Raw genomic sequence first — 24406 nt, 5'->3', positions numbered from 1 at the left:
CCACCGCATAGCAAAGGAAACCTCCCATGGCACAGATCGGCCAATTTACCCGCACCCCGTCCGGCTATTCCGGGCATGTCCGCACCCTCACGCTCGACGCGGAGTTGACCTTCGTTCCAGCAGAGAACGCCGAGGCGGAGAATGCGCCCGCCTACCGCATCCACCTCGGCGACGAGGACGGACCGGAAGTCGGCGCGGGCTGGAAACATTCCGGGGAACGCGCCGGGCCGTTCGTTTCGGTCCTGCTCGACGATCCCGTCTTCCAGCAGCCGATCCGCGCCCGCCTGTTCCAGGCGGACGAGGACGGACGCGACTGGGGCTTGCACTGGACCCGCCAAAAGAAGCGCGACGAGCAGGAATGACCATGCTCATCTCCTGCATTCGTCTCGCCTCCGGGAGATGCGGCGTCCGCCGCCGCATCATCCTCTCTCTTCTTTCCGGCCTGTTCGTTTCAGCCATCACCACGCCGCCCGTCCTAGCCCAAGCTGCGATGCCCGGTCATGTGGTTGCCGCGCATCCGCACGACGCCCACATTGCGGAAGCCTCGCAACGCTTCGGCATCCCGACGACATGGATCATCGCCGTGATGCGCACTGAGAGCGCGGGCGACGTGCGCGCAATTTCGTCCGCCGGTGCGATGGGACTGATGCAGGTCATGCCCGACACCTGGGCGGATCTGCGCATCCGCCATGCTCTCGGCCGCGACCCCTTCGAGCCGCGCGACAACATCCTCGCGGGCACGGCCTATCTCCGCGAGATGTGGGATCGCTACGGCAATGTGGCCGCGATGCTCGCGGCCTACAATGCCGGTCCCGGCCGTTACGACGAATACCGCGCGACGGCTCGTCCGCTTCCGGCCGAGACACGCGCCTACGTCGCCGCGCTGACACCGATCCTGCTCGGCGAGCGACCGTCGGGGGGCAGCTCGTCGGTTGTTCCACCGCTCGATTGGCGCGAGGCGGCGATCTTCGTGGCGGGAGAAATCGGCGCTACCGCTTCCGATCCGGCTTCACCCGACCCCACGCCTCGCGACACCCCTTCATTCGTCCCGGCAGCACCGGAAACGCTCACGGCCTTGCAGCCGGAGGGGCTGTTCGTCGCTCGCAGTGCCGGTGAGGACCAGCCATGAGCGGCTCCGTGCGGTTTCGCATCCTGTCGACCGCTGGCGTGTCATGGAGGGCGCGGGGGGTGGCGGCAGGCACCACGACCGGAAGATGGCAGGATAAAAGCGCGCACGGTGCGGCTCGGTCGGTCGGTTGTTTTTGTTCATGTTTTCGGCGCGTTCCGCACCGTGCCGCGCATTCGCGCACCGTGCGCCTCGCGCCCATCCTCCTGAATTTCCTTACTGTCTTGCACCGTGCGGGGCTGTGTCATGTCCGATGAACACGAGTTCCGCATAAGGCCGGGGCGCATCCGCTCGACCCGCGCTCAGCAGACCCGGCCCTTCATCGCGCAGGCGCTCGCCGCCGCGAAGAAGGCCGGCGGTGGCGTCTCTCGATCCGGCCGCGTGACTTCCGGCAATCGCTCCCGCTTCGGGCGCGGCCAGCGCGCCAGCGTCCAGGCCAATCGTCTCATCACCACCCGCACACGCGGCGCCGTCGTCAAGGCGCGCGTGGTGCGCAACATGGCATGGTCCGCGCCGCTCGGAACGCATCTCGATTATCTCCGCCGTGACGGCGTGACCCGAGATGGCGAGAAGGCACGGCTGTTCGGGCCGGGAACGGAGGATGCCGATGGTCGCGCCTTCGCGGAGCGGTGCGGCGATGACCGGCATCATTTCCGGTTCATCGTCTCGCCCGACGACGCGCCGGATATTTCCGACCTCCGATCATTCACGCGCGATCTTGTCGGCCAGATGGAAAAGGATCTCGGGACGCGCCTCGACTGGGTGGCGGTCGATCACTGGAACACCGCGCATCCGCATGTCCATCTGATCGTGCGCGGTGTTCGCGACGATGGGCAGGACCTCGTGATCTCCCGCGACTACATCAAGGAGGGGATGCGGGACCGGGCGCGCGATCTCATCACCCAGGAGCTGGGGCCGCGCACCGATCTCGACATTCACCGTGCGCTAGAGGCCCAGATCGAGGCGGAACGCTGGACCCAGCTCGACCGGCAGCTTGTCCGTGATGCGGGAAAATCCGGCATCGTCGATCTTGCCCCGCTCGCCAGCCGACCGCAGGACGAGTTCCATACGCTGAAGGTCGGGCGGCTGCGCACCCTCGAAATCCTCGGCGTCGCCGGGCAGATCGGCCATTCGCAATGGTTCATCAAGCCCGAGGCCGAGACGGTCTTGCGCGAACTCGGCGAGCGCGGCGACATCATCAAGCGCATGCACCGTGCCCTGATCGCGCGCGGCATCGAACGCGGCTCGGCCAGCTATGTCCTCGCCGGCGAAAGCCTCGACGTTCCCGTCATCGGCCGCCTGGTCGAGCGCGGCCTTGACGACGAGTTGAAGGGCACGGCCTATGCCGTCGTCGATGGCGTCGACGGACGCACCCACCACATCAAGCTCCCTCATCTCGATGCCGCCGGTGACAGCCCGCCCGGCTCAATCGTCGAGTTGCGCGCCTATGAAGATGCGCAAGGTGCGCGCCGCGTCGCGCTCGCTGTCCGCTCCGATCTTGATCTCGGTGCGCAGGTGGGGGCCTCGGGCGCGACCTGGCTCGACCGCCAGGCCATCGCCCGCGAGCCGGTTCCTCTCTCGGATAGCGGCTTCGGCGCCGAGGTCCGTCAGGCACTGGACGAGCGGGCGGAGCATCTGATCGGCGAGGATCTCGCGGAGCGGCAAGGCGGGCGCGTCGTCTTCGCTCGCCGGCTATTGAACACGCTGCGCAGGCGCGAACTCGACAGTCTCGGCGAGAAGCTCGCGGCCGAGACCGGCATGTCCTTCGAGCGCGCCGCCAGCGGCGAATATGTCGCCGGCTCCTATCGCCAGCGCTTCGCGCTCGCCTCAGGCCGCTTCGCCATGATCGACGATGGCCTCGGCTTCCAGCTCGTGCCCTGGTCGCCCTCCATTGAGAAGCAGATCGGCCGTCACGTCTCCGGCATCGCCCGCGACGACGGCGGTGTCGATTGGGACTTCGGGCGCAAGCGCGGCCTCGGCCTCTGACCTCAATCGGAAAGGAACCAACCCCATGTCCGCCACCAAGATCCTCTGGGGACAGATCAGCGTCGTCTTCCTCATCATCCTCGCCACCACCTGGGGCGCCACCCAATATGTCGCCTGGAGCCTTGCCTATCAGGCGCAACTCGGGCCGCCCTGGTTCGAGCTGTTCGGCACCCCGATCTACTATCCGCCCGCACTCTTCTGGTGGTGGTATTTCTATGAAGCCTATGCGCCGCCGATCTTCGCCAAGGGCGGGATCATCGCGGCCTCGGGCGGCTTCATCGCCATCGCGGTCGCCATCGGCATGTCAGTCTGGCGCGCGCGCGAGGCGAAGAACGTCGCCACCTATGGCTCGGCGCGATGGGCGGAGAAACCCGAGGTGAAGGCGGCCGGCCTGCTCGATCCCGATGGTGTCGTCCTTGGCCGGTATGATCGCGAGTATCTGCGCCATGATGGACCGGAGCATGTGCTGTGCTTTGCCCCGACACGTTCGGGCAAGGGCGTCGGCCTGGTGGTGCCGACGCTGTTGACCTGGCCCGGCTCGGCCATCGTCCACGACATCAAGGGCGAGAACTGGCAGCTTACCTCGGGTTTCCGGGCACGCCATGGCCGCGTGCTGCTCTTCGACCCAACCAACCCAAAGTCCTCGGCCTACAATCCGCTGCTCGAGGTGCGCCGCGGCGAGTGGGAGGTGCGCGACGTCCAGAACATTGCCGACATCCTCGTCGACCCCGAAGGCTCGTTGGACAAAAGGAATCACTGGGAAAAAACCAGCCATTCGCTCCTCGTCGGCGCCATCCTTCATGTCCTCTATGCGGAGCCCGACAAGACCCTCGCCGGCGTGGCACGATTCCTCTCCGATCCGAAGCGCCCGGTGGATTCCACCCTGCGCGCCATGATGGAAACCGCGCATCTCGGTGACGCAGGACCGCACCCCGTCATCGCCAGCGCCGCGCGGGAGCTGCGCAACAAATCCGAGAACGAGCGGTCCGGCGTGTTGTCGACGGCGATGTCGTTTCTCGGCCTCTATCGAGATCCGGTCGTGGCCGAGGTCACGCGCCGCTCAGACTGGCGCATCAGCGACATTGTGGGAGGCGATCAGCCGACCACGCTCTACCTCGTCGTGCCGCCCTCCGACATCAACCGCACCAAGCCCTTGATGCGACTGCTGCTGAATCAGGTCGGCCGCCGCCTGACCGAGGATCTGCAGGCGAACACGGGGCGGCATCGGCTGCTCTTGATGCTCGACGAGTTTCCGGCGTTGGGCAGGCTCGACTTCTTCGAGACGGCCCTGGCCTTCATGGCGGGCTATGGTCTCAAGAGCTTCCTGATCGCGCAGTCGCTGAACCAGATCGAGAAAGCCTATGGCCCAAACAACTCTATCCTCGACAACTGCCATGTGCGGGTGAGCTTTGCGACGAATGACGAACGCACCGCCAAGCGAGTCTCGGACGCGCTCGGCACTGCTACCGAGATGAAGGCGATGAAGAACTACGCCGGGCACCGGCTGTCGCCCTGGCTCGGGCACCTCATGGTTTCGCGCTCGGAAACCGCCCGCCAGTTGCTGACGCCGGGCGAGATCATGCAGCTTCCCCCGCATGAGGAGATCGTCATGGTGGCGGGCATCCCCCCGATCCGGGCGACGAAGGCGCGCTACTACGAGGACGCCCGGTTTCGCGAGCGTGTTCTGTCACCACCTGAATTGCAGCGCCCTGAGGGAGCCCGGCCCGACGACTGGACCACGCTTCCGCTCCCGGCGCGGCCGGAAGCCGCCGTGGATGAGGACAACCCCACGACGGATGACGAGGATACGACCGAATCCGAACGCCGCTTGCAGCCAGAACTCAGCCGGGTGAAGCCGGTGGAGAAGAAAAAGCCCATCGAGAACGAGTTTGAGTTCGCCCCGCCCGATGATGTCGACGAGGAGGCTGTCCAGAACCGGCGGATGATCCGGCAGGTCCAGGGGATTGCCCGGCAGGTTGCCATGGACCCGAACGACGGCATGGACCTATAGGACCATGATGCAACGCAAGAAGAAATCAAAGGTCACGATCTATCTCGATCCAGACCTCACTGCGGCGCTGGCCGACTTCGCCGCACGCCGGGATCGGTCGCAATCCATGATCGCCGAGGCTGCCATCGCATCCTTCGTGTCGCCGGATGATGCTGAGCGCCGCGAGGCGATCGTCGCCAAGCGACTCGACCAGATCGACCGCCGCATGACGCGGGTAGAGCGTGATGTCGGCATCGCCGTCGAGAGCCTGGCGGTATTCATTCGTTTCTGGCTGATGACGACGCCAGCCTTGCCCGAGCCGGCGGCAAAGGCGGCAAAGGCCAAATCGGCCGAGCGATACGAGGCGTTCATCACTGCGCTCGGCCGACGCCTCGCACAGGGACCGAAGCTGCGGCAGGAGATTACCGAGGATGTAGCGGCAGCGGACGAATAGATCGTCAGGCGGAGTGCTTGCATTAATGCCGATCCCGTAAACTGCTTTTTCGCGGCGATGGCGCGACGGAGGCGAACGCTACAACTATCGCAAAACCGTTCTTAGGGCACGATCCAGCGTCCTTCCCAGCCGTGGAGCCCTTGCCTAAAGCTGCATCGCCTGTGCGGCTCCGAGGAAAGATCCAATCGTTCCACATGGCTTATGACGATCTCGACCAGGCAGAACCGCGCATAGGCGGTCGCCGGATCGCTATCGTCGGTTTCCATTTCATTCGGCGAGGCCAGCACTGTCCCCGGCGGCAGTGCCGACCGAAAGAGGATATGTGTATGCGGGCGCAGCGCGTTCCAGAAGTCCCGCCGCCTCGTCTCGTCTTCGATGATCTCCGCCCGACCGTCGATGCGCAGTTGAACGACCCTCTCATTGTCGAAGCCGGCAAGCGATACGCACGGATTGGCCGTGATCTCCCGAACCTTGGGCGAACGCAGGTCGGTGATGAAGGACAGACTCGTAGATGCCTCGTTGAAGCTGCGCAGCACGATGGTTCGGATCTTCGGCGCACCGTCCTCGCCGACGGTCGCGAGTTGCATCAGCGTAAAGGGCGTTCGCTGTTTGACCGCATCGGCCAGCACCAGCCAGACATCATGGAGCAATGCCTGCTTCATGGTGCTTTTCCGGCAGGAGCAAGGCCGACACCGGCATCTGGCTCGACCTCCGGTGCCACCTTCCGCGACCCGAACTGAAGCAGAGCGACCCCCGCGAGGATGAGGCACATCGCCAGGTAGCCGATCAGCTGGATCGCCTCGCCGACGAACACGACGCCGATCACCAGGGCCACGACCGGAGGAATGTAGGTAACGCTCGAAGCCGCCAGCGCACCGAGGTTTTCGACGATGTGATAATAGGCGACATAGGCAAGGCCGGTTCCGCAGAGGCCAAGACCGATGACAAGGCCGATCCAGGCCCGGTCGTCGGCGAAGACCGCGCCAATCCCCTCGACCGGGATCACCATGAACAGCAGAAGCATTGCGATGCCGATCTGGTAGGTCGTCAAGGCGGCGGCTGGCAGCTTCAGCGGGCTGACGAATTTTCTGGCATAGACGAAGGAGCAACCGACGCTGAAGGTGCCCGCGATCATCCAGGCGACCCCTGCCATCTCGATGTCGCCACCGACCGACCACGGCTGCGCGATCAGCAACACGCCGAGAAAGCCGAGGGCGACGCCGACCGCCTTTGTCGCCGTGATGCGTTCCTCGCGCAGGAAAAGGAAAGCGCAGACGAAGGTGAAGAGCGGGATCGCCCCGCTCAGCATTCCGGCGATGCTCGACGGCAGCAAGGCCGTGCCCTTGGCGAAGGCGAAATAGTAAAGCGCGGTCGCCACCAGCGCCATGACCGCGAAATGATGCACATGACGGGCATGGCTCCATCGCAGTTCGCCCCGAGACAGCGCGAACAGAAAAACAGGGAGGAAGCCGAAGACCACGCGCAGCAGCGTGATCTGAGCCGGCGTGATGTATTCCGCTGCCCATTTGACGAAGATGAAATTGCTTCCCCAGATGAATCCGAGGAAGCAGAAGGCAAGCCAGGCGGTTTTCTTCATGGGCTTACACGGCGCGGGTGACGCCGCCGTCGACCCGGATATTCTGGCCAGTGATATAGGCCGCGCCATCGGAAGCGAGGAAGGCAACCGTCGCCGCGATTTCCTCGGAGGTGCCGTAACGCTTCAAAGGCACGCCGTCGCGGCGCTCCTCGGTCGCGGGGAGACTGTCGATCCAGCCGGGCAGCACGTTGTTCATGCGGATGTTGTCGGCCGCATAGGTATCGGCGAAGATCTTGGTGAAAGATGCGAGCCCGGCACGAGCAACGGCCGAGGTCGGGAACATCGCACTCGGCTCGAAGGCCCAGGCCGTCGAGATGTTGATAATGACGCCGCCCTTCTGCTTCTGCATGGTCGGAGCGACGAGCCGAGCCGGCCGCACGACGTTCAGGAAATAGGTGTCGAACCCTGCGTGCCAGTCCTCGTCGGTGATTTCGAGGATCTGCTTGCGCGGGCCGTGGCCGGCGCTGTTGACCAGCACGTCGATACGTCCCCAACGCTCAAGGGTGCCGTCGACGAGGCGCTTCAAGTCGTCATTCGACTGGTTCGAGCCCGTGACGCCGAAGCCCCCGAGTTCCTGTGCCAGTGCCTCACCCTTGCCAGAGGACGAGAGAACCGCGACCTTGAACCCATCTGCCGCCAGCCGGCGCGCAGCAGCCGCGCCCATTCCACTACCGCCAGCCGTGATGATTGCGATTTTTTCTACTGTCATATCCGTGGCCTCTGAAAGAGAATTGATCGTGGAAGCCGCCTATACGGAGGCACTATGGATTGGTATCATCCTTTGAAACGGGATACGAACCAGTTCCACTCCCATCACTCTGTAGAAAATCTATCCTATGCCGGAAGGTTTCCCTCGACTCCCCTCGCTCAACGGCCTGCGCGTATTCGAGGTCGTGACGCGGCATCTCAACTTCCGGCTCGCGGCCGAGGAGCTGGGCGTCACGCAAGGGGCGGTCGCGCAGCAGATTCGCGGGCTGGAAGCCGAACTCGGGCTGAAGCTGTTTGAGCGCCAGCCACGCACGCTGGCCTTGACGGAGGCGGGCCGCAGCTACGTTGCCAATATCCGCCGGGCGTTCGAGTTGATCGCCGAGGCGACCGAAATGCTGAAGCCGGAACCCAGGCACCTGACCATCAGCGTCACGCCGACCTTCGCATCACGCTGGCTGATCCCGCGCCTGCCAGATTTTACCGCCACACACCCGGATATAGACCTTCGTATCCTTGCCACGGATCGGCTTTCCAGCTTCCAGACGGATGCGGTCGACATCGCCGTGCGCTATGGGCGGCCACCCTTCGGGGCGGGCCTCAACACCGAACTCCTGTTCGAGCAGGTGATCGTCGCAGTTGCCAGCCCGCTTCTCCTCGAAAAGCTCGGTCCGCCCGACGAGGACGACAATCTCACGCGCTATGCGCTCCTACACGACGCACATAATTTCTGGCCACAGTTCCTCGAACGAGCCTATCCGGGTGGCGTGACCGCCTCAGCCAAGAACATTCGCTTCAACCAGACATCGCTCGCCGTTGACGCGGCTGTCGCCGGTCAGGGTCTGGCGTTAGCGAGCCTGTTCTTCGTGCAGGACGATATTGATGCAGGCCGCCTCGCGCGCCCCTTCGCGACGGAATTGCGCGTCGGTTCGGACTTCTACCTGGTTTCGCCGCGCAAGCCGCGCCACCCTGAACCGACAGCGGATGTGCGGAGCTGGCTCCTGACCGCCGCGCGATGAACCGAATCACCTGACAAGGACCAAGGCGCTGCTTTCAGGCTTGGTCCTAGATGGGGTCACCGCCGTTCTCCTGTATTTGCGCGCTACGCTACTACGACGGTCGAAACTTGTTGAAACGACCCGATTTGGGTCTCTTTTAGTCATCCCCATCCGGGGATCGTCTCTCGCCTCCCCGGTGGAACGGGGACGAGATGGCAGGCATCAACCACAAACAGGCAACGGTGGACCGCGGCGCGCGTATGCTCCGGACGGCGCTCGGGCCTGCCATCTCAACCTTGCTGCAAGACCCGTCTGTCGTCGAGGTCATGCTGAATCCCGACGGGCGCATCTGGGTCGACCGGCTGTCCGAAGGGCTGGCCGATACCGGCGAGATCCTGTCCGCCGCCGATGGCGAGCGCATCGTGCGGCTGGTGGCCCACCATGTCGGCGTCGAAGTGCATGCGCGCAGCCCACGGGTCTCGGCGGAGCTGCCGGAATCGGGAGAGCGCTTCGAGGGGTTGCTGCCCCCGGTGGTGTCCTCGCCTGCCTTCGCCATCCGCAAACCCGCCGTCGCGGTGTTCACCCTCGATGACTATGTGGCGGCCGGCATCATGTCCGAGGATCAGGCAGAAGCACTCCGCGCCGCCGTCCAGTCGCGCGCGAACATCCTGGTCGCGGGCGGCACGTCCACCGGCAAGACCACGCTGACCAATGCGCTGCTCGCCGAGGTGGCGAATACGCAGGATCGGGTCGTAATCATCGAGGATACCCGCGAGTTGCAATGCGCGGCGCCCAATCTGGTCGCCATGCGGACCAAGGATGGTGTCGCCACTCTGTCCGATCTGGTGCGCTCGTCCTTGCGCCTGCGCCCCGACCGTATCCCGATCGGTGAGGTCCGTGGGGCCGAAGCTCTGGACCTGCTCAAAGCCTGGGGCACCGGCCACCCCGGAGGGATCGGAACGATCCATGCCGGTTCCGGCATCGGCGCGCTGCGCCGCCTCGAACAACTCATCCAGGAAGCGGTCGTCACCGTGCCGCGCGCGATGATCGCGGAAACCATCGACCTTGTTGCCGTCCTCTCCGGGCGCGGTTCCGCCCGCCGCCTTGCCGAGCTTGCCCGCGTCGAGGGGCTCGGGCCGGACGGAGACTACCGAATTTCCTCAGCCTTTTCAGAACCCGACACCACTCACAACACTGGAGAACCTGCATGATCCGTCGTGCCTTCCGTATCCGCCACCATATCGCAACCGCATCGGCCTTCGCCTGGGTGAGCCTGATGACGTCCCCGGCCTGGGCCTCCGGCTCCTCCATGCCCTGGGAGGCGCCGCTGCAATCCATCCTCGAATCCGTCGAAGGTCCAGTGGCGAAAATCGTGGCGGTGATCATCATCATCGTCACGGGCCTGACACTGGCCTTCGGCGATACCGGCGGCGGTTTCCGGCGGCTGATCCAGATCGTCTTCGGCATCTCCATCGCCTTCGCGGCATCGAGCTTCTTCCTGTCGTTCTTCAGCTTCGGCGGGGGGGCGCTGGTCTGATGGCCGTGAGCTTCGAGGCCCTCGATACCGTGCCGGGCTTCGCGGTGCCGGTTCACCGCGCCCTGACCGAGCCGATCCTGCTCGGCGGGGCGCCCCGATCCGTCGCGATCCTCAACGGCACGCTGGCTGGCGCCGTCGGCCTCGGCCTTCAGCTATGGCTTGCAGGCATCCTGATCTGGGCCGTCGGTCACATCGCCGCCGTCTGGGCCGCCAAACGCGATCCGCTCTTCGTCGAGGTCGCGCGCCGCCATCTTCGCATCCCCGGCCATCTTTCGGTGTGAGGCACGAGCCATGATGAATCTCGCAGAATACCGTCGCACCGCCTCACGCCTTGCCGACTACCTTCCCTGGGTGGCGCTGGTCGGCTCCGGCGTCGTGCTGAACAAGGACGGCTCGTTCCAGCGCACGGCGAAGTTCCGTGGTCCCGATCTGGATTCCGCCGTCGCGGCCGAGCTGGTCGCGGTGGCCGGGCGGCTGAACAACGCCTTCCGCCGTCTCGGCTCCGGCTGGGCCATCTTTGTCGAAGCACAGCGGTCGGAAGCCGCAAGCTATCCCGCAAGCCGCTTCCCCGATCCGGCCTCGGCGCTGGTCGATGCCGAGCGGAAGGCCGATTTCGAGGAGGAGGGCAGCCATTTCGTCTCTGGCTACTTCCTGACCTTCCTGTGGCTCCCGCCCGCCGAAGATGCCGCACGTTCCGAGTCCTGGCTGTATGAAGGGCGCGAGACCTCGGGCGTGAACCCCTGGGAACTGGTGCGCGGCTTCATCGACCGCACCGACCGCGTGCTGGCGCTGCTCGACGGCTTCATGCCCGAGTGCCGATGGCTCGATGACGCCGGCACGCTGACCTACCTCCACTCGACGATTTCGACCAACCGGCATCGCGTCCGCGTGCCCGAAACTCCGGTCTATCTCGATGCGCTGCTGGCCGATCAGCCGCTGACCGGCGGCCTGGAACCCCGACTGGGCAATCAACATCTCCGGCTTCTGACGATCACCGGCTTTCCGGGCACCACCACACCCGGCCTGCTCGACGAGATGAACCGGCTGGCCTTTCCCTACCGATGGTCCACCCGCGCCATCCTTATGGACAAGACCGACGCGACCCGGCTGCTGACGAAGATCAGGCGGCAATGGTTCGCCAAGCGCAAGAGCATCGCGGCGATCATCAAGGAGGTGATGACCAACGAGCAATCTGCGCTCGTGGATACCGATGCGGCGAACAAGGCCGCCGACGCGGACATGGCCTTGCAGGAACTCGGCGCCGACATGGCCGGGATGGCCTATGTCACGGCGACCGTCACCGTCTGGGACGAGGACGCCCGCCGCGCCGACGAAAAGCTGCGGCTGGTCGAAAAGATCATCCAGTCCCGCGATTTCAGCGTCATGGTCGAGACGGTCAATGCCGTCGACGCCTGGCTCGGCAGCCTGCCCGGACATGCCTATGCCAATGTCCGGCAGCCGCCGGTCTCGACGCTCAACCTTGCCCACATGGTCCCTTCGTCCGCCGTGTGGGCGGGGCCGGAACGCGACGATCATCTCGGCGCACCCCCACTGCTTTACGGCAGGACCGAGGGATCGACGCCGTTCCGGCTTTCCCTGCATGTGGGCGACGTGGGCCATACCCTCGTCGTCGGACCGACCGGCGCGGGCAAATCCGTGCTGCTGGCGCTGATGGCCTTGCAGTTTCGCCGCTATCCGCGCGCTCAGGTCTTTGCCTTCGATTTCGGGGGGTCCATCCGCGCCTGCGCCCTCGCCATGCAAGGGGACTGGCACGATCTTGGCGGCGAGCTGACCGATGCGGCCGAGGCTTCCGTCTCGCTGCAACCGCTGGCTCGTATTCACCAGACCTCCGAGCGCGCCTGGGCTGCGGACTGGATCGTCGCGATCCTGATGCGCGAGAACATCCAGATCACCCCGGACGTCAAGGAACATATTTGGACGGCGCTGACTTCGCTTGCTTCCGCCCCGGTCGGCGAACGCACCATCACCGGCCTTGCCGTGCTGCTCCAGTCCAACGACCTGAAACAGGCGCTACGGCCTTATTGCGTCGGCGGCCCGTATGGTCGGCTGCTCGACGCCGAGAGCGAACATCTCGGTTCGGCCGATGTCCAGGCATTTGAAATCGAGGGCCTCGTCGGCACCGGCGCAGCGCCCGCCGTCCTCTCCTATCTCTTCCACCGCATCGGCGATCGGTTGGGTGGGCAACCTACGCTGCTGATCATCGACGAGGGCTGGCTTGCGCTGGACGACGAAGGGTTCGCGGACCAACTCAGAGAATGGCTCAAGACCCTGCGCAAGAAGAACGCCAGCGTCATCTTCGCCACGCAGTCGCTGTCCGACATCGACAATTCCGCCATTGCTCCGGCCATCATTGAAAGCTGCCCGACGCGACTCCTCTTGCCGAACGAGCGCGCCATCGAACCCCAGATCACCGCGATCTATCGCCGCTTTGGCCTCAATGATCGCCAGATCGAAATCCTGGCCAGGGCGACTCCGAAGCGGGACTACTACTGCCAGTCGCGGCGTGGCAACCGCCTGTTCGATCTTGGATTGTCGGAGGTCGGTCTGGCGCTCTGCGCCGCCTCGGCCAAATCCGATCAGGCCCTGATCACCGAAATCCTCGCTGAACACGGTGGCGACGGGTTCCTCTCGGCCTGGCTCCGGGCACGCGACGTCGATTGGGCCGCCGATCTCATCCCGGACCTCACCAATCTCGCGACCGAAAGCGAGACCCTGCCGCCGACGGTCGCTGACCTCGGCGAAATCGAACTCATCCTGGAAGAAGAGGAGATTACCCCATGACGCGCACAATTCCCCGGCTCACCCGCATCGCCAGCGCTTCGGCGCTCGCCCTTGCGCTCACCGCACCGCTGGCGCTGACCCCGATGTTCACGACACCGGCCCACGCCTTCTTCGGCATTGGGCGGATCGTCTATGACCCGACCAACCACGCGGAGAACCTGCTGACCGCCGCCCGCACTCTGGAACAGATCAACAACCAGATCACCTCGCTCCAGAACGAGGCGCAGATGCTGATCAACCAGGCCCGCAACCTCGCGAGCCTGCCCTACAGTTCGCTTCAGGCGCTTCAGCAGAACGTCCAACGCACCCAGCAGCTTCTCGGGCAGGCCCAGAACATCGCCTTCGATGTGCAGAACATCGACCAGATGTTCCAGCAGGATTATGGCAACCTTTCCCTCACGGCCACCGACCAGCAGCTCATTGCGGATGCCCGAACCCGCTGGGAAAATACCGTCGGGGGTCTTCAGGACGCGATGCGGGTGCAGGCGGGTGTCGTCGGCAATATCGACAGCAACCGCGCGGAGATGTCCGCGCTCGTCGGCGAAAGCCAAGGGGCGACCGGCGCGCTTCAGGCCACCCAAGCCGGCAATCAGCTTCTCGCCCTCCAGTCGCAGCAGCTTTCCGACCTGATCGCGGTCATCTCGGCCAACGGCCGGGCCGACGCCCTGATGGAAGCCGAACGCGCGACCGCCGCCGAACAGGGCCGCATCCAGCGCGAACGCTTCCTGACACCGGGCTCGGGCTACCAGCCCGGCAACGCCCAGATGTTCAACTGACGCCGGGGAGGCCCATCATGGAGGGGAAGGTGCTGGCCCGGATCGCAGCCATCGTATTCGTAGCCGTCGCCATCACGGCGGCGATCATCGAGATGAACCGCGAGGATGTAGCCGGTCCGGCCCCTTCCGTTCCTTTGCAGACGCGACAGGTCGATCTCCTGCGCGAGGGGCAGCGTCGCTGTCAGGAAATGGGCGAGGCGGCGGCCAATGACGCCGAATGCTTGGCGATCTGGGCCGAAACCCGCGACCGCTTCCTCGGACGGTCGCCCGCGCAGTCGACGCCTGGCCCGGATGGGGAGCGATAATCATGGGCGGAACGGGGGTCATCGACAATTTTCTCGGTATCTTCACCAGCTACATCGACTCGGGCTTTGGCCTGCTCGGCGGTGAAGTTGCCTTCATCGCGACGACGCTGATCGTCATAGACGTCACGCTCGCCGCCCTGTTTTGGGCCTGGGGCGCCGACGACGACATTCTCGCGCGCCTAGTGAAGAAGACGATCTTTGTCGGTGTCTTCGCCTATATCATTGGCAATTGGAACAGCCTCGCACGCATCGTCTTCGAGAGCTTCGCCGGGCTGGGCCTCATGGCTTCCGGCACAGGCTTTTCGGCCGCAGATCTCCTGCGCCCCGGCCGCGTTGCCCAGATCGGTCTCGACGCCGGGCGGCCGCTGCTCGAATCCATCTCCAGTCTCATGGGCTGGATCGCCGTCTTTGAAAACCTGGTGCAGATCCTCTGCCTGTTCTTCGCCTGGGCACTGGTTATCCTCGCCTTCTTTATTTTGGCAATCCAGCTCTTCGTCACCCTGATCGAGTTCAAGCTGACCACGCTTGCGGGCTTCGTGCTGATCCCCTTCGGCCTGTTCGGCAAGACCGCCTTCATGGCGGAACGGGTTCTGGGGAACGTCATCTCTTCCGGCATCAAGGTGTTGGTCCTCGCCGTCATCATCGGCATCGGCTCGACACTCTTCGGCCAGTTCACCGCCGGCTTCGGCGGCGCGACCCCGACCATCGACGACGCCATGGCGATCGTGCTGGCAGCCCTTTCCCTTCTCGGCCTCGGCATCTTCGGCCCCGGCATCGCCACCGGCCTCGTCTCCGGCGGCCCGCAACTCAGTGCTGGCGCTGCCGTCGGGACTGGCCTCGCTGTCGGCGGTGCCGCGATCGCTGCCGGTGGTGCGACCATGCTCGCCGCGCGGGGGGGCGGTGCCACACTCTCGGGCGGTGCTGCACTTGCACGCGGCGGGGCCTCAGCCGCCGGCGCAGCATCGTCTGCCTATTCCCTCGGCTCCATGGGTGGGTCAGGCGCGGCGGGGGTCGCTTCCGGCCTTGGCGGTGTGGCGCGCGCCGCAGGCTCGGCTGCCATCTCGCCTTTGAAGCGCGCAGCCTCCCATGCCGCCGACAGCATGAAGTCCAGCTATTCCGATGGCGCAAGGGCCGGATTTGCGGCGTCCGGCGGCAGTTCGTCCATGGGCACGGTCGGGGGCGCCCCGTCGCCCGAGCAATCACCTCCTTCAGCCGCTGATGGTCCACCGGCCTGGGCGCAGCAGATGCGCCGCAGCCGGGCGATGAGCCACGGCGTCACCGCTGCCGCCCATGCCGTCCGGTCCGGCGACAGCCACGGTGGCGGCTCCTCAGTCAGCCTTTCCGAAAGTGACCGCACATGAACACCTTCAAACGACCGACGACCCATTACGGCAAGGTGCCGGAACCCGAAACGCCCTATCAGCGCGCCGCGCAAGTCTGGGACGACCGCATCGGCTCGGCCCGCGTGCAGGCGAGGAACTGGCGCTACATGGCGTTCGGTTCGCTGATCCTCTCGGTCGGGTTCGCCGGCGCTCTTGTCTGGCAATCTGCGCGCGGAACCGTCGTGCCCTGGGTCGTTCAAGTCGACAATCTCGGCCAGGCGCAGACCGTTGCCCCCGCTACCGCCGATTATCGGCCGACCGATCCGCAGATCGCATTCCATCTCGGCCGCTTCATCGAACAGGTCCGCTCGCTTCCGGCTGACCCGATCATTGTCCGTCAGAACTGGCTCAGGGCCTATGACTGGACCACGGATCGCGGCGCCGTGGCGCTCAACGACTACGCCCGCGCCAACGACCCGTTCACGCGCGTCGGCCGCCAGCAGGTCGCCGTCGAGGTGTCGAGCATCATCCGGGCGTCCCCGGACAGTTTCCGCGTAGCCTGGACCGAACGCCACTACGAAAACGGCCAGCTCTCCACCACCGAGCGATGGACCGCGATCCTCACCATCGTCATCCAGCCGCCGCGTGACGCCGAGCGCCTGCGCGCCAATCCCTTGGGAATCTATGTCAACGCAATCAACTGGTCGCGGGAGATGAGTCAATGATCCGCACGTCTTTGAGTGAACCCGCTTTTCCGGTTTTCCGTAAACTCGGTTTTCCGGCTTTGTTGCTTGCCGCGACCATGCTCGCTGGCTGCGCCACCAACCGGACACCGCAATTCAGCTACGACGCCGATGTCCCGCCTCTTCCGTCCGCGCAGGCTCCCATCACCGATGCACGCCCAAGGCCGCTGCATGTGCCGCCCACCTGGAATGTGGCGCGGGGCGGCGAGGCTGCCGGCACGGCCACCGGCCGCGTTGAGAACGCCAATGCCGCCGCCCGTGTCGAGCCGCGTCGCGAAGGCTATTACAATGCCATACAGATCTATCCCTGGTCGGAAGGTGCGCTCTACCAAGTCTATGCCGCCGTCGGACAGATCACCACCATCGCGCTGGAGCCGGGCGAGAACCTGACCGGCGCGGGACCGATCGCCGCCGGCGACACGGCCAGGTGGGTGATCGGCGACACAGAGAGCGGAAGCGGTCCGACGCGCCGAGTGCATGTGCTGGTGAAGCCAACCCGGCCGGACATCTCGACCAACCTCGTCATCACCACCGACCGGCGCATCTACATGATCGAACTTCGCGCCCGCGAAGCGCTCTATATGCCTGCCGTGGCATGGGCGTATCCGGCACCGCCGCCGGGCAGCCGAGCGACCGCGCCGTCGGTCCCCGTCATCCCGGCCGAGGCCGCGCGGAACTATCGCTACGCCTTGCAGGTGCAAGGCGACAGCCCGCCATGGCGTCCAGTCTCCGTCTTCGATGACGGCAGGCGCGTCTATGTCGTCTTCCCACGCGGCATCGTGCAGGGCGAGATGCCGCCCCTGTTCGTTCTCGGTTCCGACGGCGAACCGCAGATCGTCAATTCGCGCATCCACCAAAATGTCCTGATCGTCGACAGGCTGTTCGGCGCGGCGGAACTGCGCCTTGGCAGCGGTGACCGCCAGCAGGTGGTCAGAATCGTCCGTATCGAGCAGAGACAGGCCGCTACCCAGTCGGCCGACGCGACCACGGGAGGATCGCCTTCATGAGCGATACCAACACCGCCGCGCCCATGCGGTTGCGCGCCGAGCCGCCCCGCGTCACCCGCTTGTCCCGCAAGGTGCTGGCAGGCGTCGGCGCCGCCGCGCTTCTCGGCGTCGGGGGAGCGCTGATCTATGCGCTCCAGACCCGCGAGGCGGGGCCGGGAGGAGGCGAACTCTACTCAACCGAGAACCGTCCCACTGCGGATGGCCTCGCCGGTCTCCCGCGCGATTATACTGGCCCGATCCTGGGGCCGGCATTGCCGGGCGACCTTGGCCGGCCAATCCTCGATGCACAAAATCGGGGACAGCCGATCGTTCCGCCTGCCATCACAACCCCTGCCGTCGATCCCGAGGAGCAACGCCGCCTCGCGGAAGAAGAAGCCGCACGGTTGAGCAACGTATTTTTCCAGTCAGGCCCACGCACGGGAGGTCCGGCCGGAACAGCCATGCCCGGACTGGCTGGGCTCACAGGACAACCGGACGGAACGGCGGGCCAGAATCGCCATACCGCTTTCCTCAACGGGCCGGTGGACCGGCAGACCGTCGCTCCGGATCGCGTCGCACCGCCGGCCTCGCCCTACATCCTTCAAGCCGGAGCCGTAATCCCGGCCGCGCTCATCACCGGCATCCGTTCCGACCTTCCGGGCCAGATCACCGCACAGGTGACGGAGAACGTCTATGACAGCCCCACCGGCTCGCTGCTCCTGATCCCGCAGGGAACGCGCATCATCGGCCAATATGATGATGGCGTGACCTTCGGCCAGCGCAGGGTGCTCTTGGTGTGGAATCGCCTGATCCTGCCGGGCGGACGCTCCATCGTGCTTGAGCGCCTGCCGGGCGCGGACGCCAGCGGCTATGCCGGCCTTGAGGACGGGATCGACTACCACTGGTGGGATCTGATGAAAGCGGCTGGCCTCTCCACGCTGCTCGCGGTCGGCGCGGAGCTGGCGACCAGCGACGAGGACCGGCTTATCCGGGCCATCCGCGACGGCGCACAGGATACCGTCAATCAGGCGGGCCAACAGATCGTGCAACGTCAGTTGCAGGTTGCCCCCACGCTGACCATCCGGCCGGGCTTCCCGGTCAGGATCATCGTGACCCGCGACCTTGTATTCGAGCCGGCAGGAGGTTGATCATGACCAAGCTGAGACTCGGCCCGCTGCTCGACGACAAGCCCGTCAAGGTGACGGTGGAGCTGCCCGCGCCGCTTCACCGCGATCTGGTCGCCTATGCCGAGGTGCTGGCCCGCGAGAGCGGCCAGCCCGTCGCCGATCCCGTCAGGCTCATTGTGCCGATGCTGGAGCGATTTATTGCGACAGATCGCGGCTTCGCAAAAGCACGTCGCTCGCCCCAATCTGCGAAGCCGCTTGCTTGAGCCTCATAGCCTTGGCAGACGCCGCCTTTGCCATGGAGAGCAACCTGCGGAACGCGGGATTGTCGTTCGCCGGGGACCAGACCGCCGAAAATGGAAGCACCTCGGCGGCGATGGGTCGGTATGTGATGCCTGGAAGCGCGGCCACCGTCATGGCCTCGCTCACTAGCGTCAGACCCTGGCCGATCGCCACCAGCGGCAGCAGGTTATCCCGACCGACCGATTGAACCTGGATCTCGGGATGCCGGCCGAGGTCCGCCAACTCCCGCACCAGATGGTCATGGATCTCCTGGCCCGGCGCGGCTTCGCTGACGATGAAGGGCTCATCGGCGAGATCTCCCCACATCACCTCGTCCAAAGCCGCCAGGGGGTGGAGATCGGGCAGCACAACGAAAACCCGCTCGGACCACAGAGGCGCCCGGTCGCATCCAGGCCATTCCCGGTCGCCGGTCAGGAAGGCGACGTCGAGGCGGAACTGGCGGATGGCCGCGACGTGTTCGGCAGGATCGCCGTCGATCAGTTCGATCCTGACGTCTTTATGAGACCGACCATAGCTTGCCAGCAGCTTTGTCAAAAAGCCCGAAGCGATGGACGAATAGATGCCGATCCGCACTCGTCCCTGCTCGGATCGTCCTGCGGCGGCAACTTCGTGAGCGCCTTCGTCTATCGTCTTGATAGCCCGACGCGCGCGATGAAGGAAACGCTGCCCCGCAAAGGTCTGCGACACGCCCCATGCGTGCCGGTGAAAAAGGGACGCGCCCATCCTGTCTTCGAGATCGGCGATGCAACGGCTGATTGCCGATTGCGATAGTCCTAACGAACTCCCTGCCTTTCGGAAGCTGCCATGTTCGGCAGCGGCTATGAAGTAGCGAAGGTGACGAAGCTCGATGGAGTCAGGGAACTTGGCGGTCTCCTTCATCCGAGGGCCGCCGTCCGGATCATATGCTCTCGGACCATAGGCAAGCCAACTGTCCCTCTCCGATTGTCGAGCATTCACGCGATGACGAGACGTATCGCGCGTAGCGGGTCATAGCCAGATCATACAACATTTGAACACATAAACAACTGTTCAATATTTGTATGAAAGAGGAAGATAATCGAGAGAGGCGATGCCACCGCCAGGTCAAGATGCCGAAGTCTCAAAACGAGCCCGTGGCGCTTGAGGATTGCGGTCGTGGCATGACGGATGCTTGCGGCTTACAACGGTGGCAAGGTCAAGCAGAAAGTTTCTGAATTTTGCCCCTTGACCTTCCAACGGTGGAAAGCCCCATTTTCCAGAGGACTCAAATCAAGGAGCCCTCCATGTATCTCTTCACCGTTCCCAACATGACATGCGGCGGTTGCGCCAAGTCGGTAACCAAGGCGCTGCAAATCGTCGATGCCGCCGCGAAGATCGAGACTGATCCGCCCAAGCGTGAGGTCCGTGTTGAATCATCCGCGACCGAGGCGGACCTGCGTGCCGTTCTCACCGAGGCGGGCTATCCGGCCGAAGGCGCCCCGGCAGCCGCCTGATGCTACCTCCTGCCCACTGATCATGAGCGTCAAGCTGCTCCCGTAGGTGTCCCCCGGTTCATTGCAGTGTCAAAATGGGCAGTCCTCGGGCTGCCCATTTTGATTTCTAGGATCAGCCAGATCTTCAACGTCGAAGGCGTCGGCATTGCCCTGTGCGCCGTCACGACCCGTCGGTCCTAGAGGCTTCGGGCAGATGGCAAAAAAATTCGCACGGCTGGTTGACAAGCATACACTTGAACAACTATTCAAGTGTTGACTTGATGCAACCGGAAACGAGCAATGGCAAACTCATCACACTCCCACAGCGACCATGACGGTCACGACCACTCCAAGCACGACCATAACCACGGCGGCGGCCACGATCATGGTCACGATCACGATCATGACCACTCGCATGTCCCGACAGTCACGAAGGACAACGAGCGCAAAATCCTCATTTCCTTTTTCATCATCTTCACCTTCATGATCGTGGAGGCCGTCGGCGGCGTGATCTCGGGCTCGCTCGCGCTGCTTGCCGATGCCGGCCACATGCTGACCGACGCAATCGCGCTCGGCCTCGCCTATGTCGCCTTCCGCCTCGGTCGGCGGGCCGCGGACGGCCAGCGCACCTTCGGCTATGCCCGCTTCGAGGTGATCGCCGGCCTGGTCAACGCTCTTACGTTGTTCGGCATCGTCGGCTTTATCGTCTATGAGGCTATCGAACGGTTCCAGGAGCCCCAGCCGGTCCTCGCTGGTTCGATGTTCGTCGTAGCCATCATCGGCATGCTCGTGAACCTCTTCGTGCTTTGGTATCTGACGCGCGGAGATTCCGAACACGTCAACGTCAAGGGCGCTGTCCTGCACGTCATGGGCGACCTGCTCGGCTCGGTGGGTGCGATCGTCGCCGCTGTCGTCATCTGGTATACGGGTTGGACTCCTATCGACCCCATCCTGTCGGTATTCGTGTCTCTGCTGATCCTGCGCAGTGCATGGAGCCTGCTCAAGAACACTCTGCATATCCTGCTCGAAGGCGCACCTGACAACGCCGGCGCCGACAAGATCTCCGAGCATCTTCTCAAGACTGTTCCTGGTATCCAGAGCGTCAACCATATCCATGTCTGGTCGCTGACCTCCGGTCGTGTGCTGGCGACGCTTCAGGTGCAGCCGATGGAAGGCGTCGATGTTCGCAGCGTCATGAAACAGGTCGAAGCCGAACTGAAAACGAAGTTCAAAATCGAACACCCGACGATCGGCATCGACTGGGACGGAGTAGCCAGTTGCACCTTGGAGGAGCCGAACACCGCGGCGCTATCCCATGCGGGTCATTCGCACTGATCGGTCGCGCCTGATGGTTCACTCAGTTGATCGGGAAGGTTCGACATGAATATCGCAGAAGCCCCTTCGTCCCAAGAGTTGAACTTTCTCGCTGAAACCTTCCGCCTGCTGGGTGATCCCAGCAGGCTGAAGATTCTCCTGCACTGCGAAGACGGTCCGAAATCCGTGACCGATATTTCCGAGGCGCTGGAGCTTTCGCAGTCGCTCGTCAGCCATCACCTGCGTCTTCTTCGTGGCGCGCGCCTGGTGACCCGTGTTCGCCACTCGAAGCAAATGTTCTACGAGGTCACCGACAGGCATGTCGGTGACGTTCTGCTCGACATGCTCTCGCATGCGCGTGAGGAAAGGGAAGGCGACCCAAAACGCGACATCATCGGTCCTCGTTCTTGAGCAGCCCTTCGCTGGCCTGTGACACTAAATGTCGATCTTGGTAGTTCTCAATCGCAAAGCGTTGGCAATGACGCTGACCGAAGAGAGCGCCATGGCCAGTGCGGCAAGCGCCGGTGACAACAGCAGCCCCATCACGGGATACAGTAACCCGGCCGCCACCGGCACGCCTGCCGAGTTGTAGAAGAATGCGAAGAACAGGTTCTGCCGGATATTGCGCATTGTCGCTCCCGACAGGCGACGCGCCTTCACGATCCCCAATAGGTCACCGCCTAGCAGCGTGACTCCCGCGGATTCCATGGCGACATCCGTTCCTCCGCCCATCGCTATGCCGACATCGGCAGCCGCAAGCGCTGGGGCGTCATTCACCCCATCGCCCGCCATGGCGACGATACGGCCTTCCTTGCGAAGACGTGTAACAACCTCGCTCTTGCGTTCTGGAAGCACCTCGGCCTCCACATCGGCGATGCCCAGCTCTTTTGCCACCGCCTGAGCCGTGAGCTTATTGTCACCAGTCATCATGACCACGCGGATGCCGTCCTTTCGGAGGGCTTCCAGCGCTGCCGGCGTAGTGGATCGTATGGGATCGGCCACGCCGATGGCGCCGACGGGCCGGCCGTCGATGGCGACCAAGACGGCGGTGGCCCCGCGTGAGCGAATGACGTCCGCCTCGATCGCCGCTGCGCCCGGCTGAACGCCTTCCAGCTCCAAAAACTTGGCGCTACCGATCAGCACGCGCTGACCGGCGACGGTTCCCAAGACTCCCCGACCGACAGGAGAGTCGACGTCCGAGGGTTCCGACAGTGCGAGCTGCTTCTCCACCGCGGCACGGACAATAGCCTGTGCAATCGGATGTTCGCTCGCACGTTCAAGGCTCGCCGCGGCTTGAAGAAGTTCCGTCTCGCTCCGCCCATCGACCGGAACGATGGCCGTGACGGCCGGTTTCCCCTCCGTAAGCGTGCCGGTCTTGTCGACCACGAGGGTATCGATCTTCTCCAGCCTTTCGAGCGCCTCGGCGTTCTTGATCAGCAATCCGAGATTGGCGCCTTTGCCGACGCCAACCATGATCGACATCGGCGTTGCAAGGCCAAGGGCGCATGGGCAGGCGATGATGAGAACAGAAACAGCCGCAATCAGGCCGTAACTCAACCGGGGTTCCGGGCCAAAAAGGGTCCAGGCCACAAAAGCGATCAAGGCGATAACGATGACCAGTGGAACGAACCAGCCGGACACCTGGTCTGCTAAGCGCTGGATCGGGGCGCGGGACCGCTGCGCCTGCGCCACCATCTGGACGATCTGCGAAAGCATGGTATCGCGACCAATGCGAGCCGCATCCATGACCAGAGCGCCAGATTGATTGATGGTCCCTGCGATGAGCTTTGCACCCGGCTCTTTCGTGACCGGCATCGATTCGCCGGTAATCATCGATTCATCGACGGCCGAACGCCCCTCCAGCACCGTCCCGTCCACCGGAACTTTCTCGCCCATGCGAACACGAAGCTTGTCGCCGACGGCAATATGCTCGACCGCCACCTCCTCGTCGGTGCCATCTGGCCGGATACGTCGGGCTGTCTTCGGAGCCAGGTCAAGAAGCGCGCGTATCGCGCCCGAGGTCTGTTCGCGCGCGCGTAGCTCCAGCACTTGGCCGAGCAGCGCCAGCACCGTGATCACCGCGGCCGCCTCGAAGTAAACCGCAACGGTGTCTCCCATCATCCGCGCCGTTTCCGGGAACAGGTCGGGGGCGAGCGTTGCCACCACGGAGTAAATCCAGGCAACGCCTACGCCCATCGCGATGAGCGTGAACATATTGAGCGATCGGTTCACCACGGACGCCCAGCCGCGCTGAAAGAACGGCCAGCCTGCCCACAGCACCACCGGCGTCGCCAGTATGAGTTGCAGCCAGTTGTTGATCTGGCCAGGAATGTAACGATGCAGGCCGAAAAGTTCGCTGCCCATCCCAAGGAAGACCACCGGAACAGAAAGGGCGGCACCCACCCAGAACCGTCGAGTCATGTTGACCAGTTCCGCACTGGGTCCGGTTTCGGCCGTCGGCATTTCGGGTTCCAGCGCCATCCCGCAGATCGGGCATGATCCTGGACCGACCTGACGGATCTGGGGGTGCATCGGACAGGTAAAGATCGTGCCCTCCGGCACTACCGCTGCCTGGGTCGGTTCCGATGGTCCAACATATTTGCCCGGATCGGCCATGAACTTGGTCTGGCAGTTCTCGGAGCAGAAATAATACGTCGCGCCCTGGTATTGGGCTCGGTGCTTAGCCGTTGTGGGGTCCACGGACATCCCACAAACGGGGTCCTTCACAGTATCGCTTGCCTCCGCAGTCGCGGTGTGATGGCCCGATCCGCCACCGTGCCCCTTGTTATGGGCATGGGCGGCGCCTTGATGATGGTTATGGTCGTGAACCATAGTAAGCCTCCGCTTCCCTTATCTCCCCGCATGCAGGTTGCCACCGCATGCGAAC

At 64.2% G+C, this 24406-nt stretch carries 25 protein-coding genes; 20 read left to right on the top strand and 5 right to left on the bottom strand.

The genetic code is table 11. The features are described from left to right. The first annotated feature begins 26 nt into the window (after positions 1 to 26). The 5 genes from JJ918_RS02155 (at position 27) to JJ918_RS02135 (ending at position 5556) form a co-directional block, all read left to right on the top strand. The gene (locus JJ918_RS02155; protein WP_080620498.1) at positions 27 to 362 is read left to right on the top strand and encodes a DUF736 domain-containing protein; all 336 of its coding nucleotides are present in this window, start codon (positions 27 to 29) and stop codon (positions 360 to 362) included. A 2-nt stretch (positions 363 to 364) separates the two neighbouring features. Further along, on the top strand, positions 365 to 1129 hold the full coding sequence (locus tag JJ918_RS02150; RefSeq protein WP_367277624.1) for a lytic transglycosylase domain-containing protein: 765 nt from the start codon (positions 365 to 367) through the stop codon (positions 1127 to 1129). Positions 1130 to 1372: 243 nt separating this feature from the next. Then, a complete protein-coding gene (locus JJ918_RS02145; protein ID WP_080620499.1) occupies positions 1373 to 3112 on the top strand; it encodes a VirD2 family relaxase/mobilization nuclease in 1740 nt (579 codons plus the stop codon). A 25-nt stretch (positions 3113 to 3137) separates the two neighbouring features. Next, on the top strand, positions 3138 to 5123 hold the full coding sequence (locus JJ918_RS02140) for a conjugal transfer protein TraG (RefSeq protein ID WP_089389005.1): 1986 nt from the start codon (positions 3138 to 3140) through the stop codon (positions 5121 to 5123). A gap of 4 nt (positions 5124 to 5127) precedes the next feature. After that, entirely contained in the window at positions 5128 to 5556 is a 429-nt protein-coding gene (locus JJ918_RS02135; RefSeq protein ID WP_080620500.1) for a ribbon-helix-helix protein, CopG family, read from the top strand. 101 nt (positions 5557 to 5657) lie between these two features. Here the strand turns inward: JJ918_RS02135 and JJ918_RS02130 are convergent, their stop codons facing one another. The 3 genes from JJ918_RS02130 to JJ918_RS02120 are packed head-to-tail and all read right to left on the bottom strand — an operon-like array spanning position 5658 to position 7862. After that, positions 5658 to 6218 (bottom strand): pyridoxamine 5'-phosphate oxidase family protein, encoded by a 561-nt coding sequence (locus JJ918_RS02130; protein ID WP_080620501.1) that lies wholly within the window; start codon positions 6216 to 6218, stop codon positions 5658 to 5660. After that, positions 6215 to 7153 carry a DMT family transporter gene (locus tag JJ918_RS02125; protein WP_080620502.1) on the bottom strand — a complete coding sequence of 313 codons (939 nt, stop codon included), beginning with the start codon at positions 7151 to 7153 and terminating at the stop codon, positions 6215 to 6217. The genes JJ918_RS02130 and JJ918_RS02125 overlap by 4 nt, the downstream gene beginning before the upstream one ends. Before the next feature lie 4 nt (positions 7154 to 7157). After that, complete coding sequence (locus JJ918_RS02120; RefSeq protein WP_080620503.1) at positions 7158 to 7862, bottom strand: SDR family oxidoreductase; 705 nt, start codon at positions 7860 to 7862, stop codon at positions 7158 to 7160. Between the two features lie 127 nt (positions 7863 to 7989). Between JJ918_RS02120 and gcvA the strand changes: the two genes are divergently transcribed. The 12 genes from gcvA (at position 7990) to JJ918_RS02060 (ending at position 18717) form a co-directional block, all read left to right on the top strand. Next, entirely contained in the window at positions 7990 to 8877 is an 888-nt protein-coding gene (gcvA, locus tag JJ918_RS02115) for a transcriptional regulator GcvA (protein WP_080620504.1), read from the top strand. Between the two features lie 191 nt (positions 8878 to 9068). Continuing rightward, the gene (trbB, locus tag JJ918_RS02110; protein WP_080620505.1) at positions 9069 to 10067 is read left to right on the top strand and encodes a P-type conjugative transfer ATPase TrbB; all 999 of its coding nucleotides are present in this window, start codon (positions 9069 to 9071) and stop codon (positions 10065 to 10067) included. Beyond that, positions 10064 to 10393, top strand: a complete 330-nt coding sequence (locus JJ918_RS02105; RefSeq protein WP_028710779.1) for a TrbC/VirB2 family protein — start codon at positions 10064 to 10066, stop codon at positions 10391 to 10393. The genes trbB and JJ918_RS02105 overlap by 4 nt, the downstream gene beginning before the upstream one ends. Further along, the gene (locus tag JJ918_RS02100; RefSeq protein ID WP_080620506.1) at positions 10393 to 10674 is read left to right on the top strand and encodes a VirB3 family type IV secretion system protein; all 282 of its coding nucleotides are present in this window, start codon (positions 10393 to 10395) and stop codon (positions 10672 to 10674) included. The genes JJ918_RS02105 and JJ918_RS02100 overlap by 1 nt, the downstream gene beginning before the upstream one ends. Positions 10675 to 10684: 10 nt before the next feature. Then, positions 10685 to 13195, top strand: a complete 2511-nt coding sequence (gene trbE / locus JJ918_RS02095; RefSeq protein WP_155043639.1) for a conjugal transfer protein TrbE — start codon at positions 10685 to 10687, stop codon at positions 13193 to 13195. After that, a complete protein-coding gene (trbJ, locus tag JJ918_RS02090) occupies positions 13192 to 13971 on the top strand; it encodes a P-type conjugative transfer protein TrbJ (protein WP_080620508.1) in 780 nt (259 codons plus the stop codon). Before trbE ends, trbJ begins: the two co-directional genes overlap by 4 nt. Positions 13972 to 13988: 17 nt before the next feature. After that, positions 13989 to 14276 (top strand): putative entry exclusion protein TrbK-alt, encoded by a 288-nt coding sequence (gene trbK-alt / locus JJ918_RS02085; protein WP_155043640.1) that lies wholly within the window; start codon positions 13989 to 13991, stop codon positions 14274 to 14276. A gap of 2 nt (positions 14277 to 14278) precedes the next feature. Further along, positions 14279 to 15637 (top strand): P-type conjugative transfer protein TrbL, encoded by a 1359-nt coding sequence (trbL, locus tag JJ918_RS02080; RefSeq protein ID WP_080620510.1) that lies wholly within the window; start codon positions 14279 to 14281, stop codon positions 15635 to 15637. After that, positions 15634 to 16323 carry a conjugal transfer protein TrbF gene (gene trbF, locus JJ918_RS02075; RefSeq protein WP_080620511.1) on the top strand — a complete coding sequence of 230 codons (690 nt, stop codon included), beginning with the start codon at positions 15634 to 15636 and terminating at the stop codon, positions 16321 to 16323. The genes trbL and trbF overlap by 4 nt, the downstream gene beginning before the upstream one ends. Further along, a complete protein-coding gene (gene trbG, locus JJ918_RS02070) occupies positions 16320 to 17348 on the top strand; it encodes a P-type conjugative transfer protein TrbG (protein WP_155043641.1) in 1029 nt (342 codons plus the stop codon). Before trbF ends, trbG begins: the two co-directional genes overlap by 4 nt. Next, entirely contained in the window at positions 17345 to 18475 is a 1131-nt protein-coding gene (locus tag JJ918_RS02065; protein ID WP_080620513.1) for a TrbI/VirB10 family protein, read from the top strand. The genes trbG and JJ918_RS02065 overlap by 4 nt, the downstream gene beginning before the upstream one ends. Positions 18476 to 18477: 2 nt before the next feature. Next, positions 18478 to 18717, top strand: coding sequence for a DUF2274 domain-containing protein (locus JJ918_RS02060; RefSeq protein WP_291882631.1), 240 nt, complete (start codon positions 18478 to 18480; stop codon positions 18715 to 18717). Here JJ918_RS02060 and JJ918_RS02055 read toward each other — a convergent pair. Next, a complete protein-coding gene (locus tag JJ918_RS02055) occupies positions 18650 to 19633 on the bottom strand; it encodes a LysR family transcriptional regulator (protein ID WP_080620515.1) in 984 nt (327 codons plus the stop codon). The genes JJ918_RS02060 and JJ918_RS02055 overlap by 68 nt on opposite strands. A gap of 383 nt (positions 19634 to 20016) precedes the next feature. On the opposite strand from JJ918_RS02055, the gene JJ918_RS02050 reads away from it, so the two are divergent. The 3 genes from JJ918_RS02050 (at position 20017) to JJ918_RS02040 (ending at position 21930) form a co-directional block, all read left to right on the top strand. Further along, positions 20017 to 20226: a heavy-metal-associated domain-containing protein gene (locus JJ918_RS02050; protein ID WP_080620516.1), complete on the top strand. Its 210-nt coding sequence runs from the start codon at positions 20017 to 20019 to the stop codon at positions 20224 to 20226. Positions 20227 to 20505: 279 nt separating this feature from the next. Next, positions 20506 to 21540, top strand: coding sequence for a cation diffusion facilitator family transporter (locus tag JJ918_RS02045; protein WP_080620517.1), 1035 nt, complete (start codon positions 20506 to 20508; stop codon positions 21538 to 21540). A 45-nt stretch (positions 21541 to 21585) separates the two neighbouring features. Next, positions 21586 to 21930 carry a helix-turn-helix transcriptional regulator gene (locus JJ918_RS02040; protein ID WP_080620518.1) on the top strand — a complete coding sequence of 115 codons (345 nt, stop codon included), beginning with the start codon at positions 21586 to 21588 and terminating at the stop codon, positions 21928 to 21930. A 24-nt stretch (positions 21931 to 21954) separates the two neighbouring features. Here JJ918_RS02040 and JJ918_RS02035 read toward each other — a convergent pair whose 3' ends face one another. Next, a complete protein-coding gene (locus tag JJ918_RS02035) occupies positions 21955 to 24351 on the bottom strand; it encodes a heavy metal translocating P-type ATPase (protein WP_089389385.1) in 2397 nt (798 codons plus the stop codon). Positions 24352 to 24406: the final 55 nt, after the last annotated feature.

Origin of the sequence: Maricaulis sp. (assembly GCF_017642925.1) — a bacterium.
GTDB lineage: Bacteria > Pseudomonadota > Alphaproteobacteria > Caulobacterales > Maricaulaceae > Maricaulis.
This window is presented reverse-complemented; position numbering and strand designations above follow the sequence as displayed.

Excerpts from the sequence above, each read along its gene's own strand:
- gcvA (WP_080620504.1), top strand. The coding sequence starts at position 7,990 with ATGCCGGAAGGTTTCCCTCGACTCCCCTCGCTCAACGGCCTGCGCGTA.
- JJ918_RS02130 (WP_080620501.1), bottom strand. The coding sequence starts at position 6,218 with ATGAAGCAGGCATTGCTCCATGATGTCTGGCTGGTGCTGGCCGATGCG.
- JJ918_RS02100 (WP_080620506.1), top strand. The coding sequence starts at position 10,393 with ATGGCCGTGAGCTTCGAGGCCCTCGATACCGTGCCGGGCTTCGCGGTG.
- JJ918_RS02065 (WP_080620513.1), top strand. The coding sequence starts at position 17,345 with ATGAGCGATACCAACACCGCCGCGCCCATGCGGTTGCGCGCCGAGCCG.
- JJ918_RS02040 (WP_080620518.1), top strand. The coding sequence starts at position 21,586 with ATGAATATCGCAGAAGCCCCTTCGTCCCAAGAGTTGAACTTTCTCGCT.
- JJ918_RS02050 (WP_080620516.1), top strand. The coding sequence starts at position 20,017 with ATGTATCTCTTCACCGTTCCCAACATGACATGCGGCGGTTGCGCCAAG.
- JJ918_RS02055 (WP_080620515.1), bottom strand. The coding sequence starts at position 19,633 with ATGAAGGAGACCGCCAAGTTCCCTGACTCCATCGAGCTTCGTCACCTT.
- trbF (WP_080620511.1), top strand. The coding sequence starts at position 15,634 with ATGAACACCTTCAAACGACCGACGACCCATTACGGCAAGGTGCCGGAA.
- trbB (WP_080620505.1), top strand. The coding sequence starts at position 9,069 with ATGGCAGGCATCAACCACAAACAGGCAACGGTGGACCGCGGCGCGCGT.
- JJ918_RS02155 (WP_080620498.1), top strand. The coding sequence starts at position 27 with ATGGCACAGATCGGCCAATTTACCCGCACCCCGTCCGGCTATTCCGGG.
- JJ918_RS02060 (WP_291882631.1), top strand. The coding sequence starts at position 18,478 with ATGACCAAGCTGAGACTCGGCCCGCTGCTCGACGACAAGCCCGTCAAG.
- trbJ (WP_080620508.1), top strand. The coding sequence starts at position 13,192 with ATGACGCGCACAATTCCCCGGCTCACCCGCATCGCCAGCGCTTCGGCG.
- trbE (WP_155043639.1), top strand. The coding sequence starts at position 10,685 with ATGATGAATCTCGCAGAATACCGTCGCACCGCCTCACGCCTTGCCGAC.
- trbG (WP_155043641.1), top strand. The coding sequence starts at position 16,320 with ATGATCCGCACGTCTTTGAGTGAACCCGCTTTTCCGGTTTTCCGTAAA.
- JJ918_RS02145 (WP_080620499.1), top strand. The coding sequence starts at position 1,373 with ATGTCCGATGAACACGAGTTCCGCATAAGGCCGGGGCGCATCCGCTCG.
- JJ918_RS02150 (WP_367277624.1), top strand. The coding sequence starts at position 365 with ATGCTCATCTCCTGCATTCGTCTCGCCTCCGGGAGATGCGGCGTCCGC.
- JJ918_RS02045 (WP_080620517.1), top strand. The coding sequence starts at position 20,506 with ATGGCAAACTCATCACACTCCCACAGCGACCATGACGGTCACGACCAC.
- JJ918_RS02135 (WP_080620500.1), top strand. The coding sequence starts at position 5,128 with ATGATGCAACGCAAGAAGAAATCAAAGGTCACGATCTATCTCGATCCA.
- JJ918_RS02035 (WP_089389385.1), bottom strand. The coding sequence starts at position 24,351 with ATGGTTCACGACCATAACCATCATCAAGGCGCCGCCCATGCCCATAAC.
- JJ918_RS02120 (WP_080620503.1), bottom strand. The coding sequence starts at position 7,862 with ATGACAGTAGAAAAAATCGCAATCATCACGGCTGGCGGTAGTGGAATG.
- JJ918_RS02105 (WP_028710779.1), top strand. The coding sequence starts at position 10,064 with ATGATCCGTCGTGCCTTCCGTATCCGCCACCATATCGCAACCGCATCG.
- JJ918_RS02125 (WP_080620502.1), bottom strand. The coding sequence starts at position 7,153 with ATGAAGAAAACCGCCTGGCTTGCCTTCTGCTTCCTCGGATTCATCTGG.
- trbL (WP_080620510.1), top strand. The coding sequence starts at position 14,279 with ATGGGCGGAACGGGGGTCATCGACAATTTTCTCGGTATCTTCACCAGC.
- JJ918_RS02140 (WP_089389005.1), top strand. The coding sequence starts at position 3,138 with ATGTCCGCCACCAAGATCCTCTGGGGACAGATCAGCGTCGTCTTCCTC.
- trbK-alt (WP_155043640.1), top strand. The coding sequence starts at position 13,989 with ATGGAGGGGAAGGTGCTGGCCCGGATCGCAGCCATCGTATTCGTAGCC.